The organism is Vibrio ponticus, assembly GCF_009938225.1.
Lineage (GTDB): Bacteria > Pseudomonadota > Gammaproteobacteria > Enterobacterales > Vibrionaceae > Vibrio > Vibrio ponticus.
Genome location: NZ_AP019658.1, coordinates 76,913 through 90,175, shown reverse-complemented (window position 1 = coordinate 90,175; position 13,263 = coordinate 76,913). Strand labels below are relative to the sequence as shown.

Annotated in this window: 12 protein-coding genes; 4 read left to right on the top strand and 8 right to left on the bottom strand. The window is 45.4% G+C overall.

Features of this window, described 5'->3' with window-relative positions; genetic code table 11:
- Nucleotides 1-2 precede the first annotated feature (2 nt).
- The 3 genes from GZN30_RS15000 to GZN30_RS14990 are packed head-to-tail and all read right to left on the bottom strand — an operon-like array spanning nt 3 to nt 3,050.
- Nucleotides 3-536, bottom strand: a complete 534-nt coding sequence (locus GZN30_RS15000; protein WP_075650218.1) for a TRAP transporter small permease — start codon at nt 534-536, stop codon at nt 3-5.
- A 51-nt stretch (nt 537-587) separates the two neighbouring features.
- Nucleotides 588-1,580, bottom strand: coding sequence for a C4-dicarboxylate TRAP transporter substrate-binding protein (locus GZN30_RS14995; protein WP_075650216.1), 993 nt, complete (start codon nt 1,578-1,580; stop codon nt 588-590).
- Nucleotides 1,581-1,616: 36 nt separating this feature from the next.
- On the bottom strand, nt 1,617-3,050 hold the full coding sequence (locus GZN30_RS14990; protein ID WP_075650214.1) for a tagaturonate reductase: 1,434 nt from the start codon (nt 3,048-3,050) through the stop codon (nt 1,617-1,619).
- A 330-nt stretch (nt 3,051-3,380) separates the two neighbouring features.
- On the opposite strand from GZN30_RS14990, the gene GZN30_RS14985 reads away from it, so the two are divergent.
- Nucleotides 3,381-4,871: a UxaA family hydrolase gene (locus GZN30_RS14985; RefSeq protein WP_075650212.1), complete on the top strand. Its 1,491-nt coding sequence runs from the start codon at nt 3,381-3,383 to the stop codon at nt 4,869-4,871.
- A 275-nt stretch (nt 4,872-5,146) separates the two neighbouring features.
- Nucleotides 5,147-5,659: a superoxide dismutase family protein gene (gene sodC, locus GZN30_RS14980; RefSeq protein WP_075650210.1), complete on the top strand. Its 513-nt coding sequence runs from the start codon at nt 5,147-5,149 to the stop codon at nt 5,657-5,659.
- 76 nt (nt 5,660-5,735) lie between these two features.
- On the opposite strand, the gene GZN30_RS14975 is transcribed toward sodC, so the two are convergent.
- The gene (locus tag GZN30_RS14975; RefSeq protein WP_075650248.1) at nt 5,736-6,611 is read right to left on the bottom strand and encodes a LysR family transcriptional regulator; all 876 of its coding nucleotides are present in this window, start codon (nt 6,609-6,611) and stop codon (nt 5,736-5,738) included.
- Nucleotides 6,612-6,727: 116 nt separating this feature from the next.
- On the opposite strand from GZN30_RS14975, the gene GZN30_RS14970 reads away from it, so the two are divergent.
- Nucleotides 6,728-7,156: a PACE efflux transporter gene (locus tag GZN30_RS14970; protein WP_075650208.1), complete on the top strand. Its 429-nt coding sequence runs from the start codon at nt 6,728-6,730 to the stop codon at nt 7,154-7,156.
- A 252-nt stretch (nt 7,157-7,408) separates the two neighbouring features.
- Here GZN30_RS14970 and GZN30_RS14965 read toward each other — a convergent pair whose 3' ends face one another.
- Entirely contained in the window at nt 7,409-8,908 is a 1,500-nt protein-coding gene (locus tag GZN30_RS14965) for a glutathione synthase (RefSeq protein ID WP_075650206.1), read from the bottom strand.
- Between the two features lie 343 nt (nt 8,909-9,251).
- On the opposite strand from GZN30_RS14965, the gene GZN30_RS14960 reads away from it, so the two are divergent.
- Nucleotides 9,252-9,998, top strand: a complete 747-nt coding sequence (locus tag GZN30_RS14960; protein WP_075650204.1) for a phosphatase — start codon at nt 9,252-9,254, stop codon at nt 9,996-9,998.
- A gap of 56 nt (nt 9,999-10,054) precedes the next feature.
- On the opposite strand, the gene GZN30_RS14955 is transcribed toward GZN30_RS14960, so the two are convergent.
- The 3 genes from GZN30_RS14955 to GZN30_RS14945 are packed head-to-tail and all read right to left on the bottom strand — an operon-like array spanning nt 10,055 to nt 13,102.
- Nucleotides 10,055-11,116, bottom strand: coding sequence for a DUF4056 domain-containing protein (locus tag GZN30_RS14955; RefSeq protein WP_075650202.1), 1,062 nt, complete (start codon nt 11,114-11,116; stop codon nt 10,055-10,057).
- A 9-nt stretch (nt 11,117-11,125) separates the two neighbouring features.
- The gene (locus GZN30_RS14950; protein WP_075650200.1) at nt 11,126-12,244 is read right to left on the bottom strand and encodes a BamA/TamA family outer membrane protein; all 1,119 of its coding nucleotides are present in this window, start codon (nt 12,242-12,244) and stop codon (nt 11,126-11,128) included.
- Nucleotides 12,245-12,256: 12 nt separating this feature from the next.
- Nucleotides 12,257-13,102 carry a hypothetical protein gene (locus GZN30_RS14945; RefSeq protein WP_075650198.1) on the bottom strand — a complete coding sequence of 282 codons (846 nt, stop codon included), beginning with the start codon at nt 13,100-13,102 and terminating at the stop codon, nt 12,257-12,259.
- Nucleotides 13,103-13,263 lie beyond the last annotated feature (161 nt).

The following is a 13,263-nucleotide window of genomic DNA, read 5'->3' as shown; positions in this document are numbered from 1 at the left end:
AATTATACTTCCTTGTTACTGGAAGGAACAAAAAACGAATAGAGATGCTTTAGCTGGTGATAAAGCATAAATGTGCCGCTAACTGGCACTGCCGCATAAATATACACATATGGAATCTTCAATGCTGGCGTAAAACGTACTTGTGAAAATGGCAACAATTTCCAGCCCCAGTACACCATAAAACCCAAGGCAAATATCACAATTAGAGGGCGCAGAAGATGATCAAGAATTCGCGCTGCCTTGGTTGGCAACTTATGCACTAAATAATCGATTCGCACCACTTCATCTGTGCGCATCAACGCACTCGCGCCCATAAAGGTCATCCATACAAATAGCGCCAAACAAACCTCTTCAACCCAAGAGCTTGGGGAGTTAAATACGTATCGAATCACCACGCTGTAGCTCATCAACAATACGATTAACCCAAGAAACAGCCCTGCGATGATCGTGTCTAGTTGGCTGATGCGATCAAGAACCGCAATCCATTTGTTCTTTGCTTTCCCCTCATGATGAGAAATCGAAACTTGCGTTTGCATAAAAAATACTCCTACAAACTAAAAAGGGGCCATTACAGCCCCTATACAGCATTACAGTTCAGCTAGCTTAGCTTGTGTGTCTTGGTACAAATTCGGCGTCCACTCAGGGAACTCACTTTGAACCACTTTACGAGCAGACTCTTCAAACGCAGAGATATCAACTTCATTCACCGTTACCCCTTCCGCTTTCAATTGATCAATCGCAGATTGCTCACTCTCAGCAATGAGAGTTGCGCCGTAACTCACCATGTCGCGACTGGTATCTAAGATGATTTTTTGCTCTTCAGCAGAAAGTGAATTCCAGAAGCTTGAACCGGCTACAAACGGTGACATATGCTTAGTGTGCGCAGTTAAGTTAAGGTTTTTCGCCACTTCATAAAACTTACCGCCATGGAGAACCACAGCTGGGTTCTCTACCCCTTCGATCACTCCTTGAGATAGACCAGGGTAAACATCAGCCAATGACATCGGCGTTGGTACACCACCCATTGCTTTTACAGTCGCAACGAACAGACGAGAATGCTGCACACGAACCTTGACGCCATTAAGGTCAGTTGGAGACTTCACCTCTCCTTTAGATAACAAGTGACGAGTCCCGTAAACCACATCAGGAACAACAATCTCTAGCCCTTTCGCCGACAGCTGGTCATTCAAACCTTGGAACCATTCGGTATGTAACAGTTTCGATTTTTTCTCGAAAGACTGAGTCAAATATGGAGCGTTAATGATGCCAAGATCTGGTACTGTATCCATTAGATAACCATAAGAGCTGATAGTAATAATGTTGGCACCAAATTTAGCCTGCTCCATTACTTCTGTTTCGCTACCTAGCTGGCTTGAAGGGAATAAGCGGAACTCAATCTCACCATTCGATTTTTCTTTTACCTGCTCCGCCCAGTAATGCATCGCTTTATCAATCGGTTCACCTGGTTGGTTACCATAAGCAATCATGATTTCTGTGGCAGCACTAGCACCGAAGCTAACCGTCATCGCAAGACCGATTGCAGCAGAGACTTTAGTAAGTTTGGATTGTAGAGTGTTCATAGATGTTCCTTTCAAATAATAGTTATCGTTGCTGTTTTACAGCTGCTTCATTGCTTGTTTCATACCCAGTGTTTGGATAGCGTTGACATACGTCGCTACCGTTTGCGTAAGCTCAGGTAACTCGTTTAAGTCAATATCCCAGTGATGTGCCATGGCTAGAAACTGCGCCACATTGTCACTGTGGTCAGTCATGGTTTGACGCCATGCGCCAAAAGCTTCTAGCAAATGCTGGTCATCACTAAGAGGAATATCTTCCTCACCGCGTTTACCCAGATAAAAACAGTACAAAGCCGCTAAACTAAAACTCAGATGTTTCGGTGCTATGCCATTTTCTCGACTGTAGGTAATCAATTGAGGAAGTAAGCGCGTTTTGAACTTAGTTAATGAGTTCAACGCGATTGAGGTTAAGTAGTGGGTGATAAAAGGATTACTGAAACGTGCCAGTACACTTTGTTTGAATTGTTTAAGATCCTCAGAATCCATCGTTAAAGAAGGGATCACTTCATCATTGAGTAGACGATCCACGAATGCTGAGATCTCGGCGTCTTGCATCGCGTCTTTCACCGTATCGATGCCCGCTAAATACGCGACAGGAACCATCGCTGTATGTGCGCCGTTTAAAATACCAACCTTCCGTTCTTTGTAGGGCTTAATGTCATCGACAATTTCAATATTGAGTGGGCACTGTTCAAGTTTTAATTTCTGTTTAAGCCACTTTGGACCTTGAATGACAAACAGATAGAAATACTCAGCAGCAACCAAGAAATCGTCTCGGTAACCAAGTTCAGTCTCAATCGCATTGATCTCATCTCTTGGATATCCAGTGACAATTCTATCAACAAGGGTTGAGCAAAATACGTTTGAGTTCTCAATCCACGTAGAAAAGTCATTTTCTAGCTGCCAAACTTGTGCATATTTGAGCACGATCTCTTTTAGTTTTTCGCCGTTTGCGTCTATCAATTCACACGGTAAAACTATTAGCCCTTTATCATTGGCACCATTGAAATGTTGATAGCGGTGATAAAGAAACTGCGTTAACTTGGCAGGAAAAGATTTCGGTGGGCGCGTGGCGAATTCATCATTTTCATCGAAATAAATCCCTGCTTCCGTGGTATTGGAAACCACCCATTCCAATTCTGAGTTTTCCGCGATGGCAAGCACTTGGTCATATTCACCATATGCCAACAACTCACGATTCACTGAGGTCACCACTCGCGGCAACGAAACACTTTCGCCCTGCTCATTAAGACCACGAATCAAGGCAGTAAAGACACCACCTTGGACATCCAATTTTGGGTGGCCTGCGTCAATCGGTCTAACGATGGTTATACCCGCATTGAAATCAGTGTGTTCATTGAGTAGGTCAATCTGCCAATCAACAAATGCACGAAGAAAGTTCCCTTCACCGAACTGAATCACCTTCTCTGGGCGATAAGCTTGCGTTGAAATGTCTCTATTTAGTTGTTCCATTATTGTCCCTTCTGTTGGCATCTTATTGATACCTAATCTAGGTAAACACTGCGTCGGACAGGTGTTATCGAATATGAAGCGAGTCTAGGTCGAGGGAGGCGGCAACTAATTTTTTATAACCACAAAACGTGTATGTGATCATCTTTACCTGTTTTTTATCTGTATTTAATTTGGCAATTAAAACCAAAGTAGTAGATTAAAAGGCTTAATTCAGAGTTAACTGGCTTTATTTAATGCTCTTTAAACGGTTTTGTGGTTTTTTATTTGATTAAAATACCGAAACAAGGCTAGTATATTTGGGTCGGACGGGGTCACTTAATTGGGATACCCATGAAAAAATTCATAAAAATTAATAGCAATGACAATGTATTAGTTTGCCTACAAGCAATAGAAGCCGGACAAACAATTGAAATTGATGATCAATCCATTGTTGTAAAACAGGATGTAGAACGCGGAAGTAAAATTGCCTTAGCACCAATATCAGCCAATCACGATATTATCAAATATGGTAGCCCAATCGGTTGTGCCAAAGCCGATATTACTGTTGGTGAGTGGGTGCATACGCATAACATCAAAACCAAGCTATCTGATACCGATAGCTATCAATATCACCCCAACTTTAGCCCAATCAAACCTTCTAACCTTGCCGAGCGTTTCTTCCACGGCTATCAACGTAGCAATGGGGACGTAGCCATTCGCAATGAAATTTGGGTCATTCCTACCGTAGGCTGCGTCAATGGTATCGCACAACAAGCGATTCAGCGCTTTACGCAGCGTCACCCTGAGTTGCTATGTGATGGCGTCTATCTCTTCCCACACAACTACGGCTGCTCTCAACTCGGCGACGATCACCAAAATACCAAACAAATTTTAGCCAATATGGTCAATCATCCTCACGCAGGTGGTGCTCTTGTGATTGGGCTTGGTTGTGAAAACAATCAAATCGGTCCATTTAAACAGTGCGTTGGTGAGGTTGATGAAGACAGAGTGCGCTTTATGATTGCGCAGAAAGAGCAAGATGAAATTGAAGTCGCCGTTGCGCATCTTGAAGAAATTTATCAAACCGTTAAGCAAGACAAGCGGACGGATATAAGCGTCGGGAAACTTCGTGTCGGGCTTGAATGCGGGGGCTCAGATGGTCTCTCTGGTATTACCGCCAACCCGCTACTCGGTGAATTTTCTGATTATCTTATCGCACACGGTGGCACATCCGTGTTAACCGAAGTGCCCGAGATGTTTGGCGCAGAGCATCTACTGTTTGAACGCTGTATTGATCACGCAACTTTTAGCAAAGCCGTCGATATGGTCAATAACTTTAAACAGTACTTTATCGATCACAATCAGCCGATCTATGAGAACCCATCACCGGGCAACAAGAAAGGGGGCATTTCTACCCTTGAAGACAAATCGATGGGCTGCACACAAAAAGCGGGGACTAGCCCGGTTATTGGGGTGCTTGAATATGATGAGCGTTTAACGACACCAGGTTTAAACTTACTGAGTGCACCAGGTAATGATGCGGTCGCAACCTCGGCACTCGCAGCCAGTGGATGCCATATGGTGCTCTTTACCACCGGACGTGGCACACCTTATGGTGGTTTCGTACCAACCATGAAGCTATCAACCAACTCTGAACTGGCAAACAACAAACCACATTGGATTGATTTCAATGCCGGAGCTCTGGTTGAAGGTGTCACCATGGAGACCATGTTGGAACAATTTATAGAATGTTTCACTTCCATTGCCAGCGGTGAGCCAACGAAAAACGAGCGCAACGGCATTCGTGAACTAGCGATTTTTAAATCTGGAGTCACTCTCTAAATCACGTTTAAATTGGCGTTGTGCATCTAGCTTGCAGTGTCTGTCCCTGCAAGATTTCGAGTCAGCTTGAGGTGTCTGTCCCTATAAGGCGAGTCCCCACTAGCCTAAATCTTCACACTTTTTTCTGTCGGCATCGGTTTTCTTGTCACAATTGAGAACCTTTGCTGACTATGCGGCAATTATCATTTTTCTCGCCATACTTATAGCCAGGTAACCGCGTTATCCAGCGAGGATGAATAGGCGGTCACTGGAATAGATCGATAAAGGAAAAAGCGATGAAGCAAAAACTACTAATAACGGCTTTATGTATGGCAGCGACTTCTGCGATGGCGGCAGAAATGAGCGTAGAAATGGTTGACCTAAAAAGTGGCAACTCGGCAGGGACAGTCACCATTATGGAAACCGAATACGGCACCGTATTTACTCCACAACTGCAAGGCTTAACTGAGGGCGTACATGGTTTCCATGTCCACACTAACCCTTCATGTGAAAGCTCAGAAAAAGAGGGCAAAACCGTACTTGGTGGCGCAGCAGGTGGTCACTATGACCCCGCCAAAACAGGTAAACATGGTCTTCCTTGGACAGATGACAACCACCTTGGCGATCTGCCCGCGTTGTATGTCGCCAAAGATGGCAGCGCAACTCAACCTGTTCTGGCACCAAGAGTGAAAATGAGTGATTTAAGCGGGCGCGCATTAATGATTCACGCGAGCGGCGACAATCACTCCGATCACCCAGCCCCACTTGGCGGTGGCGGTGCACGTGTGGTGTGTGGGGTGATTAAGTAGTACCACACTAGAAATGGTAACCATGTTAGATGAAGTACACATGGTTACCTTCTACCCCTGATTGCACTACTCGTCATCACGACATGTTTTGCAACAGCTCAATCAACTTCTCGCGCACCGGACCTGACGCTTGGCTGCGTGATACAAGGCAGCCAGTGGTGGTGAGCCAACCCTCTTTTTCATGCGCAACCGGCAACTTGGCAAGCTTGCCTTGCTCAATCATTGGGCTTGCCATTACCTCGGGTACCAATGCCCAACCGATGCCTTGGCTGGCGAGCGTCACCATCATTTGGTGACTGTTAGCATGCCAATAATTGGAGCTAATGCCATAACTAAACCACAGCTCCTTTTCACTGGCGCTGCGATGAACAATTTGCCTATGGGCTTTTAAGTCTGAGTCGCGTACCTCCACCAAACTGGCAAGGTGGTGCTCACTCGCTGCCACGGTCACAAAGCGCATCTGTCCAAGGGTAAAGAAGTCCATATCTTCTCTTAACTCTCCATCCGCGAAGATGATACCGACTTGCGCTTTATTACTGCGCACTAACTCTTCCACATCAAACGTCGACACCGTGATCAACTCAATGTTGGTCACCGGAAATGCTTGTGCTAAATGAGAAAGAACCGCTAACAACTCATCCGTCACCAAACATTCATCAACCGCAATCGCGAGGGTGTTTTCAATGCTTTGCTCTAAAGACTCGACCTTTTGATCGAACAATTGCTGCTGCCCAAGAATCGAGCGGGCAATCGGCAGCAAGGCAAGCCCCGTCGCCGTTAAGCTGAGCGCATTCTTTTCGCGGCTGAACAAGTCTTGATTAATCGCCACCTCCAAGTTAGCAATAGACTGGCTTACCCCAGATTGAGCGCGTTTCAACTTACGAGCTGCCGCAGACACCGTGCCGCATTCACACACGGTGACAAAGATTTTGAGTTGTTCAAGACTGTACATAAAGGACTCTGAAGCTGCCATCAACCAAGCCATCACGATGTGTGATAGCTGCTAACTTTCATTCTAATCTCAAAACCGCATAATCGCCGCCTGTTTTTAGTTATGAGGACTATTGAGTGAGTCGTTTAGAGCGCGTATTTCACGCAGTACTATTTGAAGTGTTAGCAATTTCGCTGGCGATTACAGGTTTGGCTATTTTTACCGATCATGAAGTGGCACATCTATCAGGAACCATGATAGTTGTGGCAACCATCGCGATGATTTGGAATGTATTTTTTAACTGGGTGTTCGATAAATTTGTACCCGGCAAAAAAGAGCAGCGCTCTTTGATGACGCGCATCAATCATGTGGTTTTATTTGAAGCAGGTTTGCTATTTTTTACCGTACCTGTGATGGCTTACATACTGCAAGTGAGCCTTTGGGAAGCGTTAGTTATGGACATCGGCGTCACCATTTTTATCACCATTTATGCCTTTGTATTCAACCTCGCTTATGACCATATTCGCGCATGGCTCGTTGAGCGTCGCTCTCCTGCAGTAGCGTGATACTTACCAATACAAAAACGACGAAGCCGAGCAATGCTCGGCTTCTTATACCAATCAGGATAAGTAAGTGGTCAGCTAATTTGTGCAACGTAAAGCGCAAGAAAAATCGCTTAGAACTAGGCGCAGATTGCAGCTAACTAGTTATTCTAATTACAAAATCTGCAACAACGTTATCAGCGATTTTAATCAGCAAGAATGATCAAAGACTTATGCTGATTGGTATTAACATCAACTTGCGAAGTTGGAAACGGCTTAATCCACCAGCATCAACGAATCAAGTATGCCTTTACCACTGTGGATACCACCTTCGTTCTCACTCGCAGGTTTGCTGCGAATTAAATAGCCAGCATAGCCATCAAATTCCGTCACTGGTTGCCCTTTATAGTGCGCGGTAAATAAACCAATTTCACTGATCAAATCATCCACGATGGTCTGCTTAGCATCACGAATTGCGACGGTTGGTTTTTCACGCTCATGGGGATACAAGCGCTGCATCAACGCCCATGCGTCATACTCTTCCGGTTTCAATTGCGCCAGTTTGACTCCGATGTCATCGGCAAAAATACAATGACCACCACCCTCGCCTTGGTTTTTTAGTACCCACTGAGATTTGTCGGCATGGCGATTAAACCATTCGATATTGGCTAAGTTTACCGGCTTCATTTCCGCCAGCACGCTTTTAACCAGCTCCGCTTCTTCAAGGGTTAAACCCCAACGCAAATATTGCTCAGCAGGCAACATAGTCAGCACCATTTGCATCGATTTACTGGTCGCCAATTGCTGACTAATGGTCGCGTTCATTGCGACTTTATGCTGCTCGATAAATACGCGAGTTTGGCTCAGAGTATGACAGCACTGCGCTTCAACAATCTCAGGATCGCAGTAATCAGAATGTTGATAACCGGCGCGCAGATACACCGCATCAATCGCACCTACATCTTGCAGCATCAAGCGCTGATTTTCACCGCTTGATAGCTGATAACTGAGCTGCGCAAAAGTACGTCTCACCGTTCGCACGCCTAAATTTTGCAATGCGACTTCCAACAAATGTTGATCATAAACGTTGTCTTCATTGGGCTGAACCACCATCAAAAACGTTGCTTTGCCTTGATCGCCAAACTCTCGTTTTATGCTCTTTGCCGCCGTCGCAATACCCAGCGCCAACTGCTCCATACCAAGGTTATCCGCTGGCGTTGCGGCTTGGGCAACAGACCATTGTTGGAACTGCATTGCCCACTGCTGCTCAATATAGCGATGAAGCTGAGTCGCACGCTGTCCAAACGGTGCCATGCCAGCGGCGATACCGTTAAACTCAATCACTTTGGCGCCCAATTCGCGGTCATCCATAAAGTCTGTGCGCATCAACAGTAGCGGCTCGCGCGCAGGTGCTAGCAATAAGCGAGCTTCATTTTCAGTTTGTTCAATTGCGCCATGCAGTTGCTGATGCATTGACATCAGCAAAGCAAAAAACGGCTCGGCTTGTGACATATTGGCGAGCGATTGACGCAAGAACTGATGATCTTCAGAGACATTGCTGATCAACTTAGCGATTAAAGGGGTCACCTTTAACAGATGTTGATACATGTGGCGCTCTAATGTGGTTGGCGCAATGCTAAACGGACAATGTCTTGCGGTATTATCCGACTGTTTAAAAGCAACTCCATGCATGATTGCCCATTCACAAACATCTTCAATAAGCTGTTGAGAAAGCAAAGGTTTAATCTGTTCCAACGTTTCTGGGGTGTTTTTCATTTATTCAATTACGCAAAGTTAATCATCGTCTAACTACTTAGACGAACAAAGTCTGAAAAAGACGGCGCGAGTTTAAAAATTTTTTTGCTAGCTGGATAGTAAAATTATCGCTTTCGTTAGCGATTATAAATTTGCTCAAAGAGGAAACATATATTGCTAAAATTGACCTCTTTTTTGATATGGATTTACTTGCAACAGCGTGAGTTAAATCGCAGAATATTTGAACATTTCTGTAGTATTGCTCAAACGTTCTAGCGCGGCTTGAGCATATTCTTTGCAACGATTCACGAGCCATATTCAACTCTGCTTCGAGCCGTTGCTTTGCATTTTTCGGGAGGGAAGAATGGACATAGTGGTTGATACTCATACCCATACACTGGCTAGTGGTCACGCATACAGCACCATTATTGAAAACGCAGAAGCCGCACAACGCAAAGGATTAAAGCTGCTCTGTAATACCGACCACGCACCTAAAATGCCTGGAGCGCCACACTACTGGTTCTTCCATAACCAAATCGTACTGCCACGTTTTCTTAGTAATGTAGGTATTCTTCGCGGTGTTGAAGCCAACACCCTCAATACCGACGGTGAGCTTGATTTGTTCGATGAATCTTTTCAATATCTCGATTGGGTATTAGCCAGCTTCCATGAACCGGTATTTCGACCTGCAAGTGAGCGAGAACATACTCAAGCCCTGATCAACGTGATTAAAAACGGCAAAGCCGATGCACTTGGGCATTTAGGGAACCCTAACTTTACTTTTGATATCGAAACCGTTCTGAGCTGTGCGAAAGAACACAATGTCGCGATTGAAGTTAACAACTCCTCACTGACCGGCAGAAGTCGCATTGGTAGCGATGTCCGTTGTGATGAGATTGTACGAATTGGAAAAGAGATTGGTGTCTATTTCACCACAGGTTCGGACGCGCATTTCTGTCAAGACATTGCGAACCTTGACTATGCCGTTGCTTTGTTAAACAAGTATGAGGTAGCAGAAGAGAAAATCATCACTTCTAGCTCTAGTCGCTTCCTAAACTTCTTATTGCTGCGCGGCAGGGAACGTATTGCAGAGTTTGAACACCTCTACTAAAGCAAGAAACACAAGCATTAAGCCTTTGGTCAGCACCAAAGGCTTAACTAAATTCATCACTGATGAGGATGAGTGTTTTGATCGCTCTGGCGAGCAAAATCCGCAATCATCTGGAACTGCTTTGCACGCCAAATCGGCATAGCGGTCAACACCTGAGGCAATTGAGAGAATGACGTCTCTTGCGCGCTGGCATGCAATTCTAGCTCAACCCAATCTTCTATCGTTTGCTGGTTGGAAAAATGAGCATCAAGGCTCAAGACTTGCTTGGCGGTTGGATAGTTAGGTTTGAGCTCTAGACCTAAATGGTAGTCACGAAACAGTACCACCCACTTATCTGGCAAGCGGCGACTGCTATCCCACCAAACACCGTCGAGCTGCTGCATAACGTCACGGGTCACCGATTTAGGTTGTACTTCTAGCGCCTCTAACGCTTGCTGAAAAACACTGTCCATCGCTTGAGCGAACCCATCAGGGCAGGCATCCGGCTGCTTGAGTAAAATGTCTCGCGCTAGCATTGCCCCAAGCATATTTGAGTAAAGATCTTCGGAAGAAAATGCCGAGGCGTATTCTTTAAACCCCGTCACTGAGACCATACCAAACCACTGCGCAATTTCATGCCACTGAGCAAGTCGGTAAGCGGTGAGAGCCGCAGCTTGGGCGCTGTATTGTAAACGCTGCGGTTCGGTTAACACCGTATCCTGCTTGCTCCAACGCAGCGTGCGCACCCGCAGTTCCGCAGGCAGACTAAACTCTGCATCAGAGCCGAGATAGTGACGATTAAGCTGATAGAGATAGTAAGTGTAATCAGCGGTATCGCGTACATGAGCAGTATCGATAAAGCCGCCCTGTTTAGTAAAGATGATCCCATTCACTTCATCATTAAGCCCAAGTAAACTGCCAGACACCGACTCACTGCCATCGTTGTATCGATGCGTCCCCACTTCATCAGCGGCTAGGATGTTCTCAAGAGAGAAAAAGGGCACGGGAATACTACCCAGTTGCGCTTTAAGATCCATACCAAAGGCACAACAAGGTCTAACTCCCACTGGCGCTTTAAGCTCGTCGGCTTGAGCGAATCCACCTACCAAACTTAACAATAACAATGCGACTTTCTTCACTCACCACCTCTAAAATGCTTCGTTTATTTGAAAGTAAAAACCCGTACTCTCTTTACCAACAGCAAAATCCACTCGCACATTAATGCGTGCTTTAAAGGTAAAGCGATAGCCAACACCAACGCTTGGTAGCCAATCGCTTTCAAACAACTCACCATATGTTGGCGCGACATTGCCCATGCCCAACCACGTCACCACACCATGGCGACCAGAAATGGTATGGCGCACTTCAACTTGGGTGGAAAGTTGGTGTTTATCGCGATACTGACCTTGGTAGTAACCACGCATACGTTGATCATCACCCAGCTGCGCGTAGTCAAACCAAGGCGCTTCGCCAATAATCGATTGGGAATACACTTCCATCGCGATGATGGTCGCTTCAGACCATGGCTGATAGTGACGAATGTTGGCGATCAAATTATCGTAGTTACTGTCACCGCCAAGACTTTCACGGTTTGCCGTCCATTCGATATCAATAAACTGCCCATGCATTGGGTTAGGCTCAAAATCGCGAGTGTCATATTCAAAGCCAATCACGCTACCGCTTGAGGTCGCATCTTGCATTTCTGTCGGTAGAATATCGCCATCCACGCCTTTCAGTTCGCTATAGGATTGCCATTGCCAACCCGCTTTAAGGTAAGTATTCGGTAGCACTTCAACCGCAAGCTTCGGATTGAACTGCAAACGCTGCGCTTCATACTGCACTTTTCTGCTGTCATTTTCCGCAGCACGGGTTCCAATGCCCCAATAATAGCCAGGCGTATGGCTAATCCAAGCTTCACCAAGTAGACGGACTTTATCGCTATTAAGATAAGTGCGGTTATTGACACCTAACCCATAAGATCCCGAGGTGGAACCGTAGGAGGTGACGGTTAGCGTCGAATAAGGATCGCCTTTTTGCCAATCATAAGGGGTATAAAGACCAACTGCCGCAACGCCAATACCAAAGCCTTGCTCAGGGTTTACAAATGGACCCGGTAACACGCCCCAATCGATTAGCTTTGATTCATCAACCGTTTCACTTGAACCCAATTTTGTGAGTAACTCATCCATCCAGCCCTGCTCTTCTTGAGCAAAAACCGGTGAAGCGGCAAAAACTGATGAACAGATAGCGATACAGACAGCTCTCATCACCACTACTCCCTAAAAGCGGTAATCAAACGAGAAGAACAGGCTTTCACGCTCACCAAAGCCCATCTCACCAAGTAAGTACCAACTGTCATTAATCTGGTACTGCATACCAGCAATGGTGTTCCATTCTGAGGCAAGACTTTGTTTAACCTCGAATCGGGCATCATCAGACAACAAGCCACTTAACGCTGGAGGCAAACCTAAATCAGTAATTGATCCTGACAACTTTTGCTCTACATTCTGATACATTGCACCAACCCAAAGACGCAGCGGCACGCCGTTGCGATGAAAGTCATAGCCCACACGAGGAGACATAACTATCGCATCAATCGAGCCATCAACAACGGTAAGATCAGTCTGGGTATAACTAGCATCAACCAACGCAAACCACTGCTCATAACCTCCGGCCAAAACAAAGCCCGCACCTTTGATATCACCATCAAGATCGAGTTGGAAGTCCTCTATTCTTCCTTTTATAGGTCCAATAAAGCCTAACTTTGCACTAACATTTACGTCTGTTTGCGAGTAACCACTTAATTTACCAACTAATCCATATACGTTGAGAAATGGAAGTAACCAAACATCTGCTCTTAACGTGATCACATCAGTCACTTGCTTGCCCGGTTCCGCTTCCATATCAAGTTTCAACCCTGGGATTTTAAGCCCTTTCAGCGCAATAGACTCAACATTGATCCCTTGCTCCATGCCCATGTAACTTAAGTTGAGACCAAAAGCTTTTGGTAGTTCATAGCCAAGGGCCTCTGCTTCTTCTTTCCAGATCGGTAAAGAGAAGGATTCAGCATTTGCTCCGGCAGCAAATACAAAAGATGTTGCAAACAACAACGAGCGTAATTTCATTAATAAATATCGAAATGTGTGGCGATCTAAACCTTACCGACAACGTTGGTCGGCTGAGTCTTAGCCAAAATTAATACACGCTTTATCAAGTCGATAAAGCACCTCTGTATTGTGTGAGACGGGTAAGGATTGTTGTTATTTTAAGCATTCTCACCTAAGTA